We start from the raw sequence: 24,986 nt of genomic DNA on the forward strand, positions 1-24,986 counted from the left end.
TGTCCCGAACGGGCACGCCACGAACCGCTCACCCGTCAGACCAGGCCGCCCCACATACCCGCGCGCAAGCTGCGCACCCGCCACATACAGCTCCCCGGCCACACCCACCGGCACCGGCATGAGCGCATCGTCCAGCGCATACAGACGGGTATTCGCGACCGGCCGCCCGAACGGCACCGGACCCGGACGATCCCCGTCCACCGCACCAATCGCGACAATCACCGTCGCCTCGGTCGGCCCATACGCATGCACCAACCGACGCCCCGCAGACCACGCCCGCGCCACCGACTCACTGACCGCCTCGGCACCCACCACCATCGCCTCGACCCGCGACAGATCCTCCGGGTCCAACACCTCCAGCAGGGACGGCACCACACTCGCCGCCTGTACCCCGGTCAACTCCGCAAGCCGCCGCGGCTCCTCCCGCTGCTCCTCCGACGCCACCCACAACGTCGCACCCGACGACAACGCCACCGCCACATCCAGCACCGACGCATCAAAACTGAACGACGCGAACTGCAACACACCCACACCCGGACCCGCACCCATCACCGGCCCAAACACCGACACCAAATTCACCAACGAACCATGCGAGACCGCCACACCCTTCGGCACCCCCGTCGACCCCGACGTATAAATCACATACGCCAACCCCGACGGAACCAGCCGCACTACGGGCGCGGTACCGGGGTAATCCGCCAGCTCGTCCAGGACATTCGCGTCCACCACCACACCCACACCGGCATCCGCAAACATGAACTCCACACGCTCGACCGGCAGTTCAGAATCCACCGGGACATACGCAGCCCCCGCCTTCCACACACCAAGAATCCCGGCAACCATCTCCACACCACGCGGCAGACGAAGACCCACCACCGACTCCGCACCCACACCCCGGCCACGCAACCAATGCGCCAACCGATTCGCCCACACATCCAACTCGCCAAACGACACCTCAACGCCGTCCGACACCACCGCCACCGCACCCGGAGCCCGCGCCACGTGCGCCTCGAACAGCTCCACCACCGACGAACCAGCCACACCCGACGCCGTGTCATTCCACTCAGACAGGAGCCGATCCCGCTCTCCCGCGTCGAGGATGTCCACCGCGGCCAGTCGCGTGTCCGGGCCGCCGTCGAGCACAGTCGCCAACGCGTCGACCACGTTCGCCAGCGCAATACTCACCGAATGACCGACGCCCTCAGGATCGATGCCATCGGCAGTCGCCAGACTCACGCTCATCCCAGCGGCGCCCCGGTCGTTGACCGACACGGTCACGGGATAGTTGTTCCGCTCCTCGGCGAAGACGGTCTGGATGCCCTCAACAGGCCTCCGCTCATCGAGTTCCCCGCCGGTCGGGCCCTCGCCGGCACCGGTGATGTGCCGGTAGTTGAACAGCGAGGTGAACAGCGGCGTATTGGCCGCGACACCACTCGCCTGCTGCGCCACCGCCAACGGAGCGTGCTCGTGCTCCAGCAGCCCCGCCAGCTGATCCCGCATGGCCTCGACAGCAGCACGTACTCCCACCTGACCGGTCCACGCCCGTACCGGCAGGGTGTTGATGAACGGGCCCAGCACCCGGTCGGCGCCCTCACCGGCATTCATCCGGCCGAACAGCACCGTGCCGAACACCACGTCACCCCGGCCCGACAAGGCCGACAGCACGCGTGCCCACGTCACATGCAGCACCGTCGCCGTACTGACCCCCAACTCCCGCGCCACCCGCCGCAATCCGTCGGCGACTTCGGCTGCGATGGACACTACGGCCTCGGAGGTCCTGCTCCCGTCGCCGTGCACGTCGAGCACCCCGTACGGGGCGGTCGGCTCCGTCACATCACCGAGCAACTCGGCGAAGTACCGCTCATGCTCGGCCCGGGACACCGCCCGCGTCTGCGCCACGAAGTTCCGGAACGGCATCGCCGGCGCCAACTCGTCCGCCTGGCCCGTGAGTACCGACCTGAGCTCGCCCAGCAGCACGTCCATACCCAGGTGGTCCTGGAGCAGATGATGCATCCGCACGACAGCCAGCCACCGACCCCCGGGCACCTCCGCGGCATGCACATCCATCAGCGGCGCACGGTCAAGGTTCATCACCGACCCCGCTAAGGCCAGCAGGACATCCGCCGGGTCCGCGGACCCGCCGTCGATCTCGTGCTCGACGAACGGCAGTTGTGCCTGCCGCCACACCACCTGCACCGGCTCACGCAGGCCCTCCCACACCACACCCGTGCGGTAAATGTCATGCCGGTCCATCACCTGCTGCAACGCCCCGGTGAACGTCTCGAGCCGCTCCCGGGAGTCGAACTCCACCACCCGCGCCGTCAGATAGACGTCACCACCTTCGTCCGCCATCAGGTGATGGAAGAACATCCCCTCCTGCAACGGAGCCAACGGATACACATCCGCAACGTTCACCGCCCCGCCGTCGACCGCCGCGACCACCCGGTCGATCTCCGCCTGCGACAGCTCCACCAGCGGCAACATCTCCGGCGTGATCCGCCCTGCACCCACCGGAATCAGGTTGTCCGGCACGTCCACTGATCCGATGCCTGTGGCCCTGGCCAACCCGGCCGGCGTCGACGCCTCGAACAACGCCCGCACCGACACCGACACGCCCCGCGCCCGCAGCCGCTCCACCAACGACACCGCCAACAGCGAATGCCCACCGAGTTGGAAGAAGTTGTCGTCGACGCCGACCGACTCAAGACCGAGCACCTCGGCGAACACCGAGCAGAGGATCTCCTCCTGCACGGTGGCCGGGGCACGGCCGGCCCCACTGGTGTATTCCGGTGCGGGCAGGACCTTGCGGTCCAGCTTGCCGTTGACGGTCAGCGGCAGCTCGTCCAGCGTCACGAACGCAGCCGGGACCATGTACTCCGGCAGACGCGACACCACCACATCCCGCAGCACACCCACATCGATACCGATCTCACTGTCGGCAGGCACCACGTAGGCGACCAGACGCCTGTCGCCCGAGGCATCCTCCCGCGCCAACACCGCGGCCTGCCCGACGTCCGGCTGCGACAGCAGCACGGCCTCGATCTCGCCGGGCTCGATCCGGAACCCGCGCACCTTGACCTGCTCATCCGCCCGCCCGACGAAGACCAGTTGCCCGTCGTCCGTCCACTTGGCCAGGTCCCCGGTCCGGTACATCCGCTCACCGGTCCCGAAGGGGCACGCCACAAACCGCTCACCCGTCAGACCAGGCCGCCCCACATACCCGCGCGCAAGCTGCGCACCCGCCACATACAGCTCCCCTGCCACACCCACCGGCACCGGCATGAGCGCATCGTCCAGCGCATACAGACGGGTGTTGGCGACCGGCCGCCCGAACGGCACGGGGCCAGACCGATCCGCGTCGACCACTTCGGCCGCCACCATCACCGTGGCCTCGGTCGGCCCGTACGTGTTCACGAGCCGACGCCCCGCAGACCACGCCCGCGCCGCCGACTCACCAATCGCCTCGGCACCCACCAGCAGGGTCTCCACCCCCGACAGATCCTCCGGGTCCAACACCTCCAGCAGGGACGGCACCACGCTCGCCGCCTGTACCCCGGTCAACTCCGCCAGCCGCCGCGGCTCCTCCCGCTGCTCCTCCGACGCCACCCACAACGTCGCACCCGACGACAACGCCACCGCCACATCCAACACCGACGCATCAAAACTGAACGACGCGAACTGCAACACACCCACACCCGGACCCGCACCCATCACCGGCCCAAACACCGACACCAAATTCACCAACGAACCATGAGACACCGCCACACCCTTCGGCCGCCCCGTCGAACCCGACGTATAAATCACATACGCCAACCCCGCCCCAACCAGCCGCACTACGGGCGCGGTGTCTGGGTACTCCGCCAGCTCACCGAAGACACCCGCGTCCACCACCACACCCACACCGGCATCCGCCAGCATGAACTCCACCCGCTCAACCGGCAGTTCAACGTCCACCGGCACATACGCGGCCCCCGCCTTCCACACACCCACAATCCCGGCAATCATCTCCACACCACGCCGGAGACGAAGACCCACCACCGACTCCGCACCCACACCCCGGCCACGCAACCAATGCGCCAACCGATTCGCCCACACATCCAACTCGCCATACGACACCTCAATGCCGTCCGACACCACCGCCACCGCACCCGGAGCCCGCGCCACGTGCGCCTCGAACAGGGTCGGAATCGTCCTCCCGCCCCCCTCGACCGCGGTGTCATTCCACTCGGTGAGAACCCGATCACGCTCATCGGCGCCCAGCACATCCACCGCATGCAGACGGACCTCGGGCGCCGCAGTCACCGAGTCCAACACCCGGCCGAACCAGCCCATCAACCGCTCAGCAGTCTCCGCCTCGAACAGATCCGCCGACGCAGTCAGGCCACCCCGCAACCCACCAGGACGCCCCTCCTCGTCCAACACCTCCGACAACGACACATCGAGATCGAACCTCGCCGAAACGGTGGCCACACCGCCCGCCGTCACCTCGTCAACACCCGTGCCGACCCCGGGCAGTTCCAGGGAGGCACTGTCGATGTTCTGCACGGTGAGCATCACCTGGAACAGCGGATGCCGGGACAGCGACCGCTGCGGCGCGAGCTCCTCCACCAACCGCTCGAACGGCACATCCTGATGCGCCAACGCCCCAAGGCTCGCCTCCCGCACCCGGCCCAACACCTGCCGGAACTCCGGATCACCCGACAGATCCGCCCGAACCACCAACGTATTCACAAAGAACCCGACCAGGTCATCCAGCGCCTCGTCCGTACGCCCCGCGATCGGCGACCCGACCGGGACATCCGTTCCCGCACCGAGCCGTGACAGCGTCACCGCCAAGACCGCCTGCAGCACCATGAACACCGTCACGCCCTCGGCACGCGCCAGCTCCACCACCCGCCGATGCACCTCCGCCGACACCCGCAACGGCACCCGATACCCCACATGACCGGACACCGCAGGACGCACCCGATCCACCGGCAACGCCAACTCCTCCGGCGCTCCGGCCAACACCTGCCGCCAGTACTCCACCTGCTGCGACAGCACACTCCCCGGATCCGACTCCGAACCCAGCAACTCCCGCTGCCACAACGCATAATCCGCATACTGCACCGGCAACACCTCGAACACCGGAGCCTCACCACGCAGCCTCGCCGCATAGGCCACCGACACGTCCCGTGCCAGTGCGCCGCGGGACCAGCCATCGCTGGCGATGTGGTGCGTCACAACCACGAGCACCTGCTCATCGGGGCCGGCCTCGAACAGCCACGCCCGAATCGGCAGCTCCACCGACAGATCGAACGCATATTGCGTGGCCTGCCGCCCAGCAGCATCCAGGTCATCGGTCCGCACACGGGTGACCTGCAACGACCAGTCGAGTTCCGCCGGGTCAAGGATGTGCTGGTAGGGCTCACCGTCGACAACGGGGAACACCGTACGCAGCGACTCGTGCCGACCGATCACATCCCGAAGTGCCGCGTCCAGCACCGCGGTGTCCACGCCACTGACCCTGACCGGCATCGGGATGTTGTACGTCGAACTCGGCCCCTCCAACTGGGCCAGGAACCACAACCGCCGCTGTGCGAACGAGAGCGGAAGCCGCTCCGGTCGGGACTCCGCAGCCCGCAACGGGATCCGAGCCTGCCCCGCCTCGGTCAGGCGCGCCGCGAGACCGGCCACCGTCGGCGCCTCGAACAGCACCCGCAGCGCCAGCTCGACCCCGAGCACCGCACGAATCCGCGACACCAACCGCACCGCCAGCAGCGAATGGCCACCCAACCGGAAGAAGTCGTCGTCCACCCCGACGGCCGTCTCGAGCCCGAGGACGTCGGCGAAGGCCGTGCAGAGGATCTCCTCCTGCACGGTGGCCGGGGCACGGCCGGCCCCACTGGTGTATTCCGGTGCGGGCAGGACCTTGCGGTCCAGCTTGCCGTTGACGGTCAGCGGCAGCTCGTCCAGCGTCACGAACGCAGCCGGGACCATGTACTCCGGCAACCGCGACACCACCACATCCCGCAGCACACCCACGTCAAGGCCGATCTGGCTGTCGGCAGGCACCACGTAGGCGACCAGGCGCTTGTCGCCCGACGCATCCTCCCGCGCGATCACCGCAGCCTGAGCCACCTCCGGATGCGCCGACAGGGCAGCCTCGATCTCACCCGGCTCGATCCGGAAACCACGCACCTTCACCTGCTCATCCGCCCGCCCGGCGAACAGAAGTTGCCCGTCGTCCGTCCACTTGGCCAGGTCCCCGGTCCGGTACATCCGCTCACCGGTCCCGAAGGGGCACGCCACGAACCGCTCACCCGTCAGACCAGGCCGACCCACATACCCGCGCGCCAACTGCGCACCCGCCACATACAACTCGCCGGCCACACCCACCGGCACCGGCATGAGCGCATCGTCCAGCGCATACAGACGGGTGTTGGCGACCGGCCGGCCGAACGGCACCGGACCCGGACGATCCCCGTCGACCACCTCGGCCGCCACCATCACCGTGGCCTCGGTCGGCCCATACGTGTTCACCAGCCGACGCCCCGCCGACCACGCCCGCGCCACCGACTCACCAATCGCCTCGGCACCCACCAGCAGGGTCTCCACCCCCGACAGATCCTCCGGGTCCAACACCTCCAGCAGGGACGGCACCACGCTCGCCGCCTGTACCCCGGTCAACTCCGCCAGCCGCCGCGGCTCCTCCCGCTGCTCCTCCGACGCCACCCACAACGTCGCACCCGACGACAACGCCACCGCCACATCCAACACCGACGCATCAAAACTGAACGACGCGAACTGCAACACACCCACACCCGGACCCGCACCCATCACCGGCCCAAACACCGACACCAAATTCACCAACGAACCATGAGACACCGCCACACCCTTCGGCCGCCCCGTCGAACCCGACGTATAAATCACATACGCCAACCCCGCCCCAACCAGCCGCACTACGGGCGCGGTGTCTGGGTACTCCGCCAGCTCGTCGAGGACATTCGCGTCCACCACGACACCCACACCGGCATCCGCCAGGACGAACTCCACCCGCTCAACCGGCAGTTCAACGTCCACCGGCATATACGCGGCCCCCGCCTTCCACACACCAAGAATCGCGGCGACCATCTCCGCGCCACGTCGGAGACGAAGACCCACCACCGACTCCGCACCCACACCACGGCCACGCAACCAATGCGCCAACCGATTCGCCCACACATCCAACTCGCCATACGACACCTCGACGCCGTCCGACACCACCGCCACCGCACCCGGAACAGCCGCCGCCTGCGCCTCGAACAGCTCCACCACCGACGAACCAGCCACACCCGACGCCGTGTCATTCCACTGCTGCAGCAGGTCACGCTCGTCGCCATCCAACACATCCACCGCATGCAGACGGACCTCGGGCGCCGCAGTCACCGAGTCCAACACCCGGCCGAACCAGCCCATCAACCGCTCAGCGGTTTCCGCCTCGAACAGATCCGCCGACGCAGTCAGAGCACCCCGCAACCCGCCAGGACGCCCCTCCTCGTCCAGCACCTCCGACAACGACACATCGAGATCGAACTTCGCCGAGTTGGTGGTCGACCGATCCAGGCTCTGCGAACCCCCTCCCGCAGGCTCGATGTTCTGCACGGTGAGCATCACCTGGAACAGCGGATGCCGAGACAGCGAACGCTCCGGCGCGAGCTCCTCCACCAGACGCTCGAACGGCACATCCTGATGCGCCAACGCCCCCAAACTCGCCTCCCGCACCCGCCCCAACACCTGCCGGAACTCCGGATCACCCGACAGATCCGTCCGAACCACCAACGTATTCACAAAGAACCCGACGAGATCGTCCAACGCCTCGTCCGTACGCCCCGCAATCGGCGACCCGACCGGGACATCCGTCCCCGCACCGAGCCGCGACAGCGTCACCGCCAAGACCGCCTGCAGGACCATGAACACCGTCACGCCCTCGGCACGCGCCAGCTCCACCACCCGCCGATGCACCTCCGCCGACACCCGCAACGGCACCCGATACCCCACATGACCGGCCACCGCAGGACGCACCCGATCTACCGGCAACGCCAACTCCTCCGGCGCCCCGGCCAACACCTGCCGCCAGTACTCCACCTGCTGCGACAGCACACTCCCAGGATCCGACTCCGAACCCAGCAACTCCCGCTGCCACAACGCATAATCCGCATACTGCACCGGCAACACCTCGAACACCGGAACCTCACCACGCAGCCGCGCCGCATACGCTTCCGAGACATCACGCCGCAGCGCACCCATCGACCACGCGTCGCCGGCGATGTGATGCACCACCACCACGAGCACCTGCTCGTCGGAACCGGCCTCGAACAGCCACGCCCGAATCGGCACCTCGGCCGACAGATCGAACGCATACAGTGACGCCTGGCTCACAGCAGCGCCCAGCTCATCGGCCTCCACGCTGCGCACCTTGAGTCGCCACTCGAGCTCTCGCGCATCCAGAATCCGCTGATACGGCTCACCGTCCACGGCCGGGAACATCGTGCGCAGCGTCTCGTGGCGTCCGATCACGTCTCGCAGTGCGTCGTTCAACGCAGCCGTGTCCACCTCGCCGCTCAGTCGCACCTGCAGCGGGATGTTGTAGGTCGGGCTCGGGCCCTCCAACTGGGCCAGGAACCACAACCGCCGCTGCGCGAACGACAACGGCACCCGCTCCGGCCGGGACTCCGCAGCCCGCAACGGCATCCGAGCCACCCGCATGCCCTCCGTCAGCCGGGCCGCGAGTCCGGCCACCGTCGGCGCCTCGAACAACGCCCGGACCTCGACCTCCGCCCCCAGCACGACCCGGATCCGCGAGATCAACCGCACCGCCAACAGCGAATGCCCACCCAACCGGAAGAAATCGTCGTCCACACCGACTGTGTCGAGCCCGAGGACGTCGGCGAACACCCCGCACAGGATCTCCTCCTGCACGGTGGCCGGGGCACGGCCACTACCCGCGACATACTCCGGCGCCGGCAGTGCGTTGCGGTCCAGCTTCCCGTTCACCGTCAACGGCAACCCCTCCAACATGACGAACGCGGCCGGCACCATGTGCTCCGGCAACCGCGACGCCGCGAACTCCCGCAGACCACCAGCCTCCTGGCCGACGGGGACCACATAGGCAACCAGCCGCAGATCCCCCGGCACATCCTCCCGCGCCAACACCGCGACCTGAGCCACCTCCGGATGCGTCAGCAGGACGGCCTCGATCTCGCCCGGCTCGATCCGGAACCCACGCACCTTCACCTGCTCGTCGGACCGCCCGACGAACACCAACTGCCCGTCCTCCGACCACTTGGCCAGATCCCCGGTCCGGTACATCCGCTCACCGGCAGAACCGAACGGGCACGCCACAAACCGCTCCGCGGTCAGACCGGGACGTCCGACATACCCGCGCGCCACCCCCGTACCCGCGACATACATCTCCCCCGCAACCCCCACCGGCACCGGACGCAACGCAGCATCCAGCACGAACACCGACACCCCCGGCAACCCCTGACCCACCACACTGCCCAACACCCCATCCCCCACACCCACCCGACGATGCGTCACATGCACCGTCGTCTCCGTAATCCCATACATATTCACCAACACCACCCCACCAGCACCCTCACGCCCCCACCACCCCGCCAACCGGCCCACATCCAACGCCTCACCACCAAACACCACCAACCGCAACGCCCCCACCACAAACTCATCCACCGCCAACAGCTGATACATCGCCGACGGCGTCTGACTCAGCACCGTCACCCCCTCCCGCACCAACAACTCCGCAAACCGCCCCGGCGAACGAGACACCTCAAAGCCCACCACCACCACACGCGCCCCATGCACCAACGCACCCCACAACTCCCACACCGAAAAATCGAACGCCACCGAGTGGAAGCAACTCCACACATCCCCCGGCCCCAGACCCAACAGCCCACCCGCCGACCCCAGCAACGCCACCACATTCCCGTGACTGACCACCACACCCTTCGGACGGCCCGTCGACCCCGACGTATAGATCACATACGCCGCCTCATCCGGCGACACCACACACCCCACCGCCGAAGCGTCCAGCCCCGCCAGCTCCGCTGCCACCGACGGCTCATCCACCACCACCAACACCGCACCCTCCGGCACACACCCCTCAACCACCGCACCACACGCAACAGACGTCACCACACCCACCACACCCGCATCCCGCAGAACAAACCCCACCCGCTCCACCGGATACCGCGGATCCACCGGCACATAACCAGCCCCCGCCTTCAACACCCCCAACAACGCCACCACCACATCCACACCACGCTCCAACACCACACCCACCAACGACCCCACACCCACACCACGACCCCGCAAATACCGCGCCAAACGATTCGCCCGCACATCCAACTCGGCAAACGTCAACGCAACACCATCCCCCACCACCGCCACCGCACCCGGAGCAGCCACCACCCGCTCCTCGAACAACCCCACCAACGAACCACCCACAACACCAGCCGCCGGTTCGTTCCACCCCAACACCCGAACCCACTCATCAACCCCCACCACATCCACAACACCAAGACCCACATCCGTACCCCCGTCAAGCGTGTCGACCACGCGCTCCAGAGCGGTACGCAGCAACTGGACGATCGCTTCCGGGTCGAGCGCATCCACGGTCTGCACGCTCAGGCTGAGCCCGCCCGCCCCCCAGTCGTTGACCGACACGGTCACCGGGTAGTTGGTCCGGTCCTGGACCATGACGCGCTGGATGCCCTCGATCGACCGCTGCCCGTTCCGCTCCTCATCGACCGGGCTTTCGGCAACGACAGTCACGTGCCGGTAGTTGAACAGCGAGGTGAACAGCGGCGTGTTGTCAGTGATCCCACTGACCTGCTGCGCCACCGACAGCGGAGCGTGCTCGTGCTCCAGCAGTCCCGCCAGCTGATCCCGCATGGCCTCGACAGCGGCGCGTACGCCCACCTGGCCGGTACGCACCCGCACGGGCAGGGTGTTGAGGAACGGGCCCAGCACCCGCTCTGCTCCCTCACCGGCGTTCATCCGGCCGAACAGCACGGTCCCGAAGACGACGTCGTCGCGCCCGGACAGCACCGCCAGCACACGCGCCCACACCACATGCAGCACCGTCGCCGTGCTGACCCCCAACTCCCGCGCCACCCGCCGCAACCCGTCGGTGACCTCAGCGGCGACGGGCATGGCTACCGAGGCCACTCCACCGTCGCCACCACGTATGTCGAGCAGCCCGTACGGGGCGGTCGGCTCGGTCACATCACCGAGCAGCTCGGCGAAGTACCGCTCATGCTCGGCCCGGGGCACTGCACGCGTCTGCGCCACGAAGTTCCGGAACGGCATCGCCGGCGCCAACTCGTCCGCGTGGCCCGTGAGTACCGACCTGAGCTCGTCCAGCAGCACGTCCATACCCATGTGGTCATGCAGCATGTGATGCATACGCACCACGGCCAGCCATCGACCTTCGGGCAGCTCGGCCGCATGCACATCCAGTAGCGGCGCACGGCCCAGGTCCATCACCGGCCCCGCGAGGGAGATCAAGCGCTCCACCCGCCGCGCAGGCTCGTCCGCGTCAGCCTCAAAGTCGTGTTCTACGAACGGCAGTTGTGCCTGCCGCCACACCACCTGAACCGGCTCACGCAGACCCTCCCACACCACACCCGTGCGATAGATGTCATGCCGGTCCATCACCTGCTGCAACGCCCCGGTGAACGTCTCCAACCGGGCCCGGGAGTCGAACTCCACCACCCGCGCCGTCAGATAGACATCCCCACCCTCACCCGCCATCAGGTGATGGAAGAACATCCCCTCCTGCAACGGCGCCAACGGATAGACGTCCGCAACGTTCGCCGCTCCGCCGTCGACCGCGGCGACCACCCGGTCGATCTCCGCCTGGGACAGCTCCACCAGCGGCAACATCTCCGGCGTGATCCGCTCCGCACCCACCGGAATCAGGTTGTCCGGCACGTCCACCGAACCGACACCACTGGCCCTGGCCAACCCGGCCGGCGTCGGTGTCTCGAACAACGCCCTGATCTTGATTTCCGTGCCCAGCCTGGACCGGATCCGCGAGAGCAGCCGGATCGCGAGCAGCGAATGTCCGCCCAGCTCGAAGAAGCTGTCGTCCACTCCGACCGTGTCCAGGCCGAGGACCTGAGCGAAGATCTCGCAGAGCGCGGCCTCGGTCGCGTCCACCGGCTCCCGGCGGCGGGCACCTTCCGTGGCGTCGTCGGGGGTAGGCAGGGCCTTGCGGTCCAGCTTGCCGTTGACGGTCAACGGCAGCGCGCCCAGCGCGACGAACGCGCCCGGAACCATGTGATCGGGCAACCGACCCGCCACAAAGTCCCGCAGTTCACCGGTGACCAGGCCGCCATCGGCGTCCGCGGGTACCACGTAGGCAACCAGGCGCTTGTCACCCGGGGTGTCCTCCCGCGCGATCACCGCGGCCTGAGACACCTCCGGATGCGCCGACAGGGCAGCCTCGATCTCGCCGGGCTCGATGCGGAAGCCGCGGATCTTCACCTGCTCATCGGCCCGCCCGCCGAAGACGAGTTGACCGTCCACCGTCCACTTGGCCAGGTCCCCGGTCCGATACATCCGCTCACCGGCACCGAAGGGGCACGCCACGAACCGCTCACCCGTCAGACCGGGCCGACCCACATACCCGCGCGCCAGCCCAGCCCCCGCCACATACAACTCGCCCGCCACACCCACCGGCACCGGCCGCAGCGCCTCATCGAGTACGAACAAACGGGTGTTGGCGATCGGCCTACCGACCGGGACCACCCCGCCACCCACCACCTCAGCGGTCAGCTCAGCGGTCGCCACGCCGACCGTGGTCTCCGTCGGCCCGTAGTGGTTGAACACCCGCCGACCACCAGCAGCCGCCACCTGGACCAATTCCCTGACCCAGCCGGCCTGCGCCACCTCACCACCCAGCACCACCGACCCCGCCGGCAGCAACGACTCCACACCCACCGCAGCCGTCAACGCCGCCAAATGCGACGGCACCACCTTCATCGCATCGATCCGCTGCTCACGCAGATACCCGGACACGGCAACCGGATCCGTCACCAACTCCGCATCCAGTACGTGCAGTTGTCCACCCGTGACCAGACTCGCGAACACCACCGTGTTCCCCAGGTCCGTCACCTGCGCCTGCAACAACGCATACCGCGCCCCCGGCACATCCCAACCCAACCGCCCCGACACCGACACCACATAATTGGCCAGCGACCCATGCGTCACCGCCACACCCTTCGGCACCCCCGACGACCCCGACGTATACATCACATACGCCAACCCAGCCGCATCCACGACGGGCAACACCACATCCGGCGACGCATCCCCATAACCGTCGAGCCGTAAAGCAGTCGTCGGGTCGTCGAGGACGAGTGTCCGCGCCTCTCCGACCGACAGACCACCGAGCGCGTCCTGGGTGCCCAGCACCAGCCGCACACCGCTGTCGGCCAGCATGAACGCCACCCGCTCCGCCGGCAGTTCCCCATCAACCGGCAGATACGCCGCCCCCGCCTTCCACACCGCCAGGATCGCCGTCACCATCTCCACGCCACGCGGCAGGCACAACCCCACCACCGACTCGCGACCCACACCCAGATCACGCAGATGGCACGCCAGACGACCCGCCCGCGCATCGAGCTCACCGAAGGTCAGGCGGACATCGCCGGACACCACTGCCACAGCACCCGGAACCGCCCGCGCCCGCTCCTCGAACGCCTCCACCACGGAGACACCCACCGGCTCCACCGCAGTGTCATTCCACTGCACCAACAGCCGGTCCCGTTCCTCGGCATCGAGCACCTCGACCGTGTGCACCGCGACGTCCGGGGCAGCCGCGACTGCCTCGAGCACCCTCATCAAACGGCCGGCGATCGCCTCCGCCGAAGCGGCGTCGAAGAGATCCGTGGAAGCCATGACCGACCCGCGAACGCCCGCGGGCCGTCCCTCCGCGTCGAACTGCTCCCCCACAGCCAGATGTAGATCGAACCTGACCGGAACGGTGACCGTCTCGTTGGAGGGCTGCGTGGTCACGGGCGGCCCGCCCCTGCTGGTCTGCACGTCGGTCAGGTCCAGCGCGGAACGACGGGTGTTCTGCATGGTGAACATGACCTGGAACAGCGGATTGCGGCTCTGCGACCGTTCGGGGGCGGTTTCCTCCACCAGCCGTTCGAACGGCACATCCTGATGTGCCAGCGCGTCCAGGCTCGCTTCGCGGACGCGCCTCAGCACCTGCCGGAAGTCCGGGTCGCCCGACAGGTCGGTACGGATCACGAGCGTGTTGACGAAGAACCCGACCAGGCTCTCGAGCGCCTCGTCGTTGCGGCCCGCGATCGGGGACCCGATGGGAATGTCGGTGCCGGCGCCGAGCCGGGACAGCGTCACCGCCAGCGCGGCCTGGAGCACCATGTACAGCGTGGCGTTCTCGGTCCGGGCCAGTTCCGACAACTGCCGGTGGACGTCGGCCGGAACACGGAGCGGCACCCGGTGCCCGCGGTGTCCGGCCACCGCCGGGCGCGGCCGGTCCACCGGCAACGACAGTTCTTCCGGTGCCCCGGCCAGCGTCCGCCGCCAGTACGCCACCTGCTGCGACAACAGGCTTTCCGGGTCCGCTGCGTCGCCCAGCAACTCGCGCTGCCACAAGGTGTAGTCGGCGTACTGCACCGACAACGGCTCCCAGTCGGGGGCCTGCCCGCGCTGCCGCGCCGCGTACGCCGTCGACACATCGCGGGCCAGCGGTGCCATCGACCAGCCGTCGCCGGCGATGTGGTGGACCAGGACAACCAGAAGGGACTGCTGCGTGTCCGTGCGGAAGAGCCAGGCACGGATCGGCATGTCGGTGGCCAGGTCAAAGGTGCCCCAGGCGACCTCATCCATCGCCGCCGTCAGTTCTTCGGTGGCGACGTGCCGCACCTGCAGTGCCCAGTCGAGGTCCTCCGGAGCAAGGATGTGCTGATACGGCTCGCCGTCGGAGACCTTGCAGAGCGTACGCAACGACTCGTGGCGGATGATCACGTCGCGCAGGGCCGCGTCCAGCGCATCGACGTCCAGGTCTCCGCTGAGCGAGACGGCCAGCGGCACGTTGTAGGTCGGGCTGGGGCCCTCGAGCTGGCTCAGGAACCACAGCCGGCGCTGTGCGAACGACAGCGGAATCATCACTGATTCTCCTCACGCATTGGACGAAGTGCCGGTCGAGTCGTCTTCTCGCTGCCCAGCTTCGCTGCGAGCGCCGCCGGAGTCGGTGCTTCGAATAGGGTCCTGATCTTGACTTCCATGCCGAGCCTGGCGCGGATGCGGGACAGCAGACTGATCGCGAGCAGCGAGTGCCCGCCCAGTTCGAAGAAGCTGTCGTCCACCCGGACCGAGGCCCGTTCGAGTACCTCTGCGAACACCTCGCAGAGGACCGCTTCCTTCTCGTTCGCAGGCTCTCGTTCAGTTGCCCGGGCCGCCGTGTGCTCCGGCGTCGGCAAGGCTGTTCGGTCGAGCTTCCCGCTGCTGGTCAGCGGCAGTTCCGTCAGCTCCACGACCGCAGCGGGCACCATGTACTCCGGCAGCAGCCGTGCGAGGTGCCGACGGATGCCGACGCCGCCTTCCTCGTCGTCGTCGCCGTCGTGAGCGGCAACGATGTAGGCGACCAGCCGGGGATCGCCCGGAACATCCTCGCGTGCCATCACAGCGGCCCGGGAGACACCGGGGTGACTGCGCAGCGCCGTTTCGATCTCGGCGGGCTCGATGCGGAATCCCCGGATCTTGACCTGGTCGTCGGCGCGCCCGACGAAAACCAGTCGGCCGTCGGACGTCCACTTCACCAGGTCCCCGGTCCGGTACATCCGCTCGCCCCCGGATCCGAACGGGCAGGCCACGAACCGCTCACCGGTCAGGCCGGGCCTGCCGACGTAGCCGCGGGCCAGCTGGGCGCCGGCGGCGTACAGCTCACCGACCACTCCGACCGGCACCGGCGCCAGTTGGTCGTCCAGGACGAACACCCGGGTGCCTTCGAGCGGTGTGCCGATCGGCACCACACCGCCGGCGAGTGTCTCGGTGGTCAGCCGGGCGGTGGCGATGCCGACCGTGGTCTCCGTCGGCCCGTAGTGGTTGTGGATCTGCCGGTCCCCGGCCTCCCGCACCAGCTCGCTGACCCATGCGGCGGTGGATGCCTCCCCACCGAGCACCAACGACCGGGCCGGCAGCAGCTCCCGCGCACCGGCCGCGGCGGCCAATGCGGCCAGGTGTGAGGGCACCGCCTTGACGAAGTCGATGCGCTGCTCGTCCAGGTACCCCGCGACCGCATCGGCGTCCATCACCGCGGCATCGTCCAGCACATGCAGCTGACCACCGGTGACCAGGCTGATGAAGACGACCGTGTTCCCCAAGTCCGTCACCTGTGGCTGCAGCAGCGCGTACCGCGCTCCCGGACCGGACCATCCGAGACGGGCCGACGCCGACGCCACATAGCCGGCCAGCCCGCCCTGGGTGACCGCCACGCCCTTGGCTGTGCCCGTCGATCCCGAGGTGTAGATCACGTATGCCAGTTGTTCGGGGGCGGACGTCACCGGCGGCGCGTCCTCGGGACATGCGGCGGCCGTCAGCCCCGGCTCGTCCAGCGAGACGGTCGTGACACCGGACGGCGCCTCGAGCGATTCCCCGGTTTCCGTGGCAGCGGTGAGTACCAGGTGTGCTCCGCTGTCGGCGAGCATGAAGGCGATCCGCTCGGCGGGCAGCTTGGGGTCGATCGGCAGGTAGGCCGCGCCGGCCTTCCAGACCGCCAGGATCGCGGTGATCGTCTGGAGACCGCGGGGCAGGCACAGCCCGACCACACTCTCAGGGCCCGCACCCAGGCCACGCAGATGGTGGGCGAGCCGGTTCGCCTCCGCGTCCAGCCTGCCGTACGGCACCGGGGCGCCGTCGGCCACCACCGCTGTCGCCTCGGGATCCGCCACCACCCGCTGCTGGAACTGTTCGACGACCATCGACTCCGGGGGGGCCTTCGTGGTGCCGCTCCAACGGTTCACCAGCAGGTCCCGTTCGTGCCCGTCCAGGATGTCCACCGCGTGCAGCGGCAGGCCCGGTGCCGTGGTGACGGTCTCCAGTACCCGGAGGAACCGCTCGGCCATCCGGCTCGCGGCCGGTGTGTCGAACAGGTCGGCGGTGAGGGTCAGTCCACCGCGCAGCCCGGCGGGTCGGCCGTTCTCGTCCAGCACCTCCGTCAGCGACACGAAGAAGTCGTATCGACCTGGTGCCGCGGCGGACTCGTCGAGCACGGCCCCTCCGCGGCCGGTGTGCAGACCGGGCAGGTCGAGAGAGGCGCGTTCGTTGTTGTGCAGTGTCAGCATCACCTGGAACAGCGGGTGCCGTCCCAGTACCCGCGAGGGCGCGAGTTCCTCCACGAGCCGCTCGAAGGGGACGTCCTGGTGAGCGAGTGCCTCGAGGCTCGTTTCCCGTACTCGGCCCACCAGTTCCCGGAATCCCGGATCGCCGGACAGGTCGGTCCTGATCACCAGGGTGTTGAGGAAGAATCCGACCAGGTCGTCCAACGCCTCATCGGTGCGGCCCGCGATCGGGGACCCGATCGGTATGTCCGTCCCGGCTCCCAGCCGCGACAGGGTCACGGCAAGGGCGGCCTGCACCACCATGAACGTCGTCGCGCCCTCGGCGCGAGCGAGGTCGAGCAGCCTTCGATGGACGTCGGCCGGCACCTCCACGGGAGCCCGGTGCGCCCGGCGCCCGGCCACGGCCGGGCGAGCACGGTCGACCGGCAACGCGATCTCTTCCGGTGCCCCGGCCAGCGTCCGCCGCCAGTAGCCGATCTGCTCGGACAGCGGACTGTCGGGGTCGGACTCCCCGCCCAGTACGTCGCGTTGCCAGAGGGTGTAGTCGGCGTACTGCACCGGCAGGGGCTGCCAGTCCGGGGCCTCGCCGCGGAGCCGTTCCGCGTACGCCGTCGACACATCGCGGGCCAGCGGCGCCATCGACCAGCCGTCGCCGGCGATATGATGCACCACGACCACGAGGATGCGGTCATCCGGTCCGGCCTCGAACAGCCATGCCCGGATGGGCAATTCGGCAGCCAGGTCGAATGTGTGCTGCGAGGCCTGCGCCACCGCCTCGCCCAGGTCCTCGGGCGCCACCGGTGATACCTGAAGGTTCCAGTCCAGGTTCTGCGGGTCGAGGATCCGCTGGTACGGCTCGTCGTCCACCGCCGGGAAGAGCGTGCGCAGCGACTCATGCCGAGCGATCACATCGCGCAGTGCGGCGTCCAGCGCGGCGACGTCCGCCTCACCACTCAGCCTGATCGACACCGGGATGTTGTAGGTCGGGCTCGGGCCTTCCAACTGGTCCAGGAACCACAGCCGCCGCTGCGCGAACGAGAGCGGCACCCGCTCCGGCCTGCTCTCCGCAGCCCGCAAAGGTATCCGCGCCTGCCCCGCCTCGGTCAGGCGCGCCGCGAGACCGGCCACCGTCGGTGCCTCGAACAGCACCCGCAGTGCCAGCTCGACCCCGAGCACCGCACGGATCCGCGACACCAACCGCACCGCCAGCAGTGAATGTCCGCCGAGCCTGAAGAAATCGTCGTCCACGCCGACTGTGCCGAGCCCGAGGACGTCGGCGAACACCCCGCACAGGATCTCTTCCTGCACCGTAGCCGGGCCCCGGCTGCCCCCACCCATCTCGTACTCCGGCGCCGGCAGTGCTTTGCGGTCCAGCTTTCCGTTCACCGTCAACGGCAACTCATCGAGCGTCACGAACGCGGCCGGGACCATGTACTCCGGCAACCGCGACGCGGCGAACTCCCGCAGCCCGTCAGCCTCCTGACCATCGGAAACCACATAGGCGACCAGCCGCCTGTCGCCCGGAGCGTCCTCCCGCGCCACGACCGCGACCTGGGCCACCTCGGCGTGGGCTACGAGCACAGCCTCGATCTCACCCGGCTCGATCCGGAAACCGCGGACCTTCACCTGATCGTCCGCCCGGCCGAGGAACACCAACTGCCCGTCCACCGTCCACCGCACCACATCCCCCGTGCGATACATCCGCTCACCACCCACCCCGAACGGGCACGCCACGAACCGCTCACCCGTCAACGACGGACGACCCACATACCCGCGCGCCAACTGCACCCCCGCCAGATACAACTCCCCTGCCACACCCGGCGCCACCGGCACCAAGAACTCATCCAGCACAAACACCCGGGTATTCGCCACCGGCGACCCGATCGGCACCGGACCCTCCACCTGACCCGGAACACACGCCCACGCCGTGACATCGACCGCCGCCTCCGTCGGCCCGTACAGGTTGTGCAACTCCGCACCATCGAACGCCTCGAAGAACCGCACCTGCGTCTGCAACGACAACGCCTCACCACTGCACACCACCAGCCGCACACCCGACAGCCCACCCGGACCCGACACCAAAAACGCATCCAGCATCGACGGCACAAAATGCAGCACACTCACACCCTGCTCACGCACCAGCTGCGCCACATACCCCGGATCCCGATGCCCCCCAGGACGCGCCACCACCAACGTCGCACCCCACACCAACGTGCCAAGCAACTCCCACACCGACACATCAAAAACAACCGGCGTCTTCTGCAACACCCGGTCACCCGCACCGATACGGTAGCGATCCCCCATCCACACCAGCCGGTTCACAATGCTCCGATGCGACACCACCACACCCTTCGGACGCCCCGTCGAACCCGACGTATAAATCACATACGCCGCCTCCCCTGCATCCAGCGAAACAGCATCAAACGTGTCACCCTGCCCGTCAGCAGCCGACAACCGGGCCACCACCCCCGCGTCATCCAGCACCACCACCGGCGCCGCATCCTCCAATAGCAACGCCACCCGCTCCGCCGGATACCCCGGATCCACCGGCACATACGCCGCCCCAGCCTTCAACACCCCCAACAACGCAACCACCAACTCCACCCCACGCTCCAACACCACCCCCACCCTCGACCCCACACCCACACCCCGCGCAACCAGATGACGCGCCAACCGATTCGCCCGCACATCCAACTCGCCATACGACAACTCCACACCCTCAAACACCACCGCCACCGCACCCGGAGCCCGCGCCACCTGCGCCTCAAACAACTCCGGCAACGTCACCGAATCAACAGCAACCACCGTGTCATTCCACTGCCGCAACACCACGTCACGCTCATCGGCACCCACCACGTCCACCGCATGCAGACGCGTGTCAGGCGTCGCCGTAACCGATTCCAGCACCCGCACATACCGCTCAACCATCACTGCGGCCGAGCCCACATCGAACAGATCCGCCGACGCGATCAACGACCCACGCAACCCGGCCGGACGTCCCCGATCATCGAAGGCCTCCTCCAGCATCACATCAAGGTCGAACCGAGCCACCGACGCAGTCCCCGGCCCCTCCGGCCTGACGGCACCCGAGTCCACGTCGGCGAGCTGCACCGCATCGCGCTCTGTGTTCTGCACGGTGAGCATCACCTGGAACAGTGGATGCCGGGACAGCGAGCGCTCCGGCGCCAGCTCCTCCACCAACCGCTCGAACGGCACATCCTGATGCGCCAACGCCCCCAAGCTCGCCTCACGCACCCGGCCCAACACCTGCCGGAACTCCGGATCACCCGACAGATCCGTCCGCACCACCAACGTATTCACAAAGAACCCGACGAGATCGTCCAACGCCTCGTCCGTACGCCCCGCAATCGGCGACCCGACCGGGACATCCGTTCCCGCACCGAGCCGTGACAGCGTCACCGCCAAGACCGCCTGCAGCACCATGAACACCGTCACACCCTCGGCACGCGCCAGCTCCACCACCCGCTGATGCACCTCGCCCGAGACGCGCAACGGCACCCGACGCCCCACATGACTCGCCACCGCAGGACGCACCCGATCTGCGGGCAACGCGATCTCTTCCGGTGCCCCGGACAACTCCCGCCGCCAGTACTCCACTTGCTCCGACAACAGGCTGCCCGGATCCGACTCCTCCCCCAGCAACTCCCGCTGCCACAAGGCATAATCCGCGTACTGCACCGGCAACGGCTCCCACACCGGAACCTCGCCCCGCAGCCGCGCCTCGTACGCCACCGACAGATCCCGCGCCAACGGGCCGCGGGACCACCCGTCGCTCGCGATGTGATGCGCCACCACGACCAGCACCCGCTCATCCGACCCGGCCTCGAACAGCCATGCCCGGATGGGCAACTCCGCAGCCAGGTCGAACGCGTACCCCGAGGCCTGTGCCACCGCCTCGCCCAGGTCCCCGGGCGCCACCTGCGACACATCGAGGTTCCAGTCCAGGTTCTGCGGGTCGAGGATCCGCTGATACGGCTCGCCGTCCACCGCCGGGAACACCGTGCGCAGCGACTCATGCCGAGCGATCACATCACGTAGTGCCACACCCAGCGCTGAGGCATCCACGTCGCCACCCAGCCGTATCGTCGTCGGCAAGTTGTACGTCGCGCTCGGGCCCTCCAACTGGGCCAGGAACCACAACCGCCGCTGCGCGAACGACAACGGCACCCGCTCAGGACGCGTCCCCGCCGCCCGCAAAGGCTGCCGTGTCGGCTCCGTCCCCAGGCCCGCAATACGCGCGGCCAACCCGGCCACGGTCGGCGCCTCGAACAGCGCGCGCAGCGGCAGCTCCACACCGAGTACGACACGGATCCGCGAGATCAGCCGTACCGCGAGCAGCGAATGGCCACCGAGCTCGAAGAAGCCGTCGTCCACCCCGACCGACTCCAGGCCCAGGACCTGCGCGAAGGCGGTGCACAGGAGCTCTTCCTGCACGGTCGCCGGCGCCCTTCCGGCCCCGGCGGTGTAGTCGGGGGCGGGCAGGGCCTTGCGGTCCAGCTTGCCGTTGACGGTCAGCGGCAGCGCGTCCAGCGTGACGAACGCGGCCGGGACCATGTGCTCGGGCAGCCGACCCGCCACGAAACCGCGCAGGCGACCGGTTACTAAGCCGCCATCGGTGTCCACGGGTACCACGTAGGCGACCAGGCTCTTGTCCCCCGGGGTGTCCTCACGGGCGACCACCGCGACCCGGGACACCTCCGGATGCGCCGACAGGACGGCCTCGATCTCACCGGGCTCGATCCGGAAACCACGCACCTTCACCTGATCGTCCGCCCGGCCGGCGAACACCAACTGCCCGTCCACCGTCCACTTGGCCAGGTCCCCGGTCCGGTACATCCGCTCCCCGGCAGATCCGAACGGGCAGGCCACGAACCGCTCACCGGTCAGACCCGCACGGCCCACGTACCCGCGCGCAAGCCCGGCACCGGCCACATACAGCTCGCCCGCCACTCCGACCGGCACCGGCCGCAGCGTCCCATCGAGCACGAACAGCCGGGTGTTGGCGATCGGCGTACCGATCGGCACCACTCCACCAGCCACCACCTGCGGCGACAGCTCACCGGTCGCCACCCCGACCGTGGTCTCCGTCGGCCCGTAGTGGTTGAACACCTGCCGACCACCAGCGGCAGCGGCCCGCACCAGCTCCGTCGTCCACTCGACCGGCGCCGCCTCGCCACCGAGCACCACGGACCCGGCCGGCAGCAACGACTCCACACCCGCAGCGGCCGTCAACGCCGCCAGATGCGAAGGCACCACCTTCATCGCATCAATCCGCTGCTCACGCAGATACCCGGACACGGCGACCGGATCCGTCACCAACTCCGCATCCAGTACGTGCAGTTGTCCACCCGTGACCAGACTCGCGAACACCACCGTGTTCCCCAGGTCCGTCACCTGCGCCTGCAACAACGCATACCGCGCCCCCGGCACATCCCAACCCAACCGCCCCGACACCGACACCACATAATTGGCCAGCGACCCATGCGTCACCGCCACACCCTTCGGCACCCCCGACGACCCCGACGTATACATCACATACGCCAACCCGGCGGCATCCACGACGGGCGGTGTCACCGTCTCCGTGTCCGGGGCGTTCCACCATTCGTCGATCCACGCCACCGGCACACCCGCCGCCTCGAACGGCAGATCCGCACCGATCTCACGATCCACGAGGACGATCCGCACAGCGCAATCGGTGAGCATGAACTGCAAGCGTTCCAGCGGGAGTTGCGCGTCAATCGGCAGATACGCCGCCCCTGCACGCCAGACGGCCAGAATCGCGGTGATCATCTGGGCGCCCTGTGGCAGGCACAGCCCCACCACCGACTCCGGGCCCACGTTCACGTCGCGCAGTCGGCCCGCGAGCCTGTCGACGTTCGCGTTCAGTTGCGCATAGGTGAGTGCGGCCCCGTCGGCGACCATGGCCACCGCGTCCGGGGAGAGCTCCACGCGTCGCAGGAAGAGCTCCAGAACACTTCGGTCCGGCATCGCTTCTGTCGTGGCATTCCACTGCTGGAGCACCAGGTCGCGCTCGTCGTCGGCGAGCAGCTCCACCATGCGCACCTGAACGTCAGGTGTCTCGGTGACCGCCTCCAGCACCCGGACGAACCAGCCGGCCATCCGTTGCGCCGTCTCGGCGTGGAACAGGTCCGCCGACGCGTTCAACGCACCCCGCAGCCCCGCGGGACGTCCATGCTCGTCGAGCATCTCCGACAACGACAGATCGAGGTCGAACCTCGCCGACGCCGTCGCGACGTCACCCGTTGCCGATCCTCCGGAACTGGCGACCGCCCCGGGCAACGCCAGCGTCGCCCGATCGACGTTCTGCACGGTCAGCATCACCTGGAACAGCGGGTGCCGGGCCAGCGACCGCGACGGTGCCAGCTCCTCCACCAGACGCTCGAACGGCACGTCCTGATGGGTCAGCGCGTCCAGGTTCACCTCCCGTACCCGCCCCAGCACCTGCCGGAACTCCGGGTCCCCCGACAGGTCCGTACGGATCACCAACGTGTTCACGAAGAACCCGACCAGGTCGTTGAGCGCCTCGTCGGTGCGACCCGCCACCGCCGACCCCACCGGAATGTCCGTCCCCGCTCCCAGCCGCGACAGCATCACCGCGAGCGCCGCCTGCAGCACCATGAACACCGTGGTGCCCTCGGCCCGTGCCAGCTCCACCACCCGCCGGTGCGCCGCTGCCGACACCTCCAACGGCATCTGGTGACCTGTGTGGCCGGCCACTGCCGGGCGCGGCCGGTCCGCAGGCAATGCCAGCTCCTCCGGCGCTCCTGCCAGCGCCGACCTCCAGTACTCCACCTGCTCCGACAGGAGACTGCCGGGATCGGACTCCTCGCCCAGCAACTCCCGGTGCCACGAAGCGTAATCCGCGTACTGCACCGGCAGCGGCTCCCAGTCAGGGGCCTGCCCCGTCAGCCGGGCCGCGTACGCCGCGGAGAGGTCCCGGCCCAGCGGTGCCATCGACCAGCCGTCACCGGCGATATGGTGCACCACCACCACGAGCACATGCTCGTCCCCCGACGCGAACAGCCACGCACGGATGGGCACTTCCACCGACAGGTCGAACACATACCGCGTCGCCTGCTCCACGGCCTCGGCCAGCCGCCCGGGCTCCACCTGGAGCACGTCGAGTTCCCAGTCCAGGCCCTGCGGGTCGAGGATCCGCTGGTACGGCTCACCATCGACGGCCGGGAAGACCGTTCGCAGCGACTCGTGCCGCCCGATCACATCCCGCAGCGCCGCACCCAGCGCAGCGGGTTCCACGTCCCCCGCCAGCCGGACGACCGCAGGGAGGTTGTAGGTCGGGCTCGGCCCTTCCAACTGGGCCAGGAACCACAGCCGCCGCTGCGCGAACGACAACGGCACTCGATCGGGGCGCACCCCCGCCGTCTGCAGCGGTGTCCGAGCCTGCCCCGCGTCGGCCAGGCGGGTGGCAAGACCGGCCACGGTCGGGACCTCGAACAAAGTCCTGACCTCGACCTCCACGCCGAGTACGACACGGATCCGCGAGATCAGCCGTACCGCGAGCAGCGAGTGGCCGCCCAGGTCGAAGAAGCCGTCCTCGACGCCGACCGACTCCAGGCCCAGTACCTCGGC

The 24,986-nt window shown here is 68.4% G+C and carries 2 protein-coding genes (both only partly in view); both read right to left on the bottom strand.

Features of this window, described 5'->3' with window-relative positions:
• On the bottom strand, nucleotides 1–15,180 hold the 5' end (the start) of the coding sequence (locus OHA73_RS02710; protein WP_327658388.1) for a non-ribosomal peptide synthase/polyketide synthase. Its footprint begins 23,886 nt before the window's first position; the window shows 15,180 of its 39,066 coding nt (coding positions 1–15,180); its start codon is at nucleotides 15,178–15,180; its stop codon lies beyond the left edge, outside the window.
• Nucleotides 15,180–24,986: the 3' end of a non-ribosomal peptide synthase/polyketide synthase gene (locus OHA73_RS02715; RefSeq protein WP_327654021.1), read on the bottom strand. The gene runs 31,767 nt beyond the window's last position; the window shows 9,807 of its 41,574 coding nt (coding positions 31,768–41,574); its start codon lies beyond the right edge, outside the window; the stop codon is at nucleotides 15,180–15,182. Before OHA73_RS02715 ends, OHA73_RS02710 begins: the two co-directional genes overlap by 1 nt.

This window comes from Streptomyces sp. NBC_00483 (assembly GCF_036013745.1).
Classification (GTDB): Bacteria; Actinomycetota; Actinomycetes; order Streptomycetales; family Streptomycetaceae; genus Streptomyces.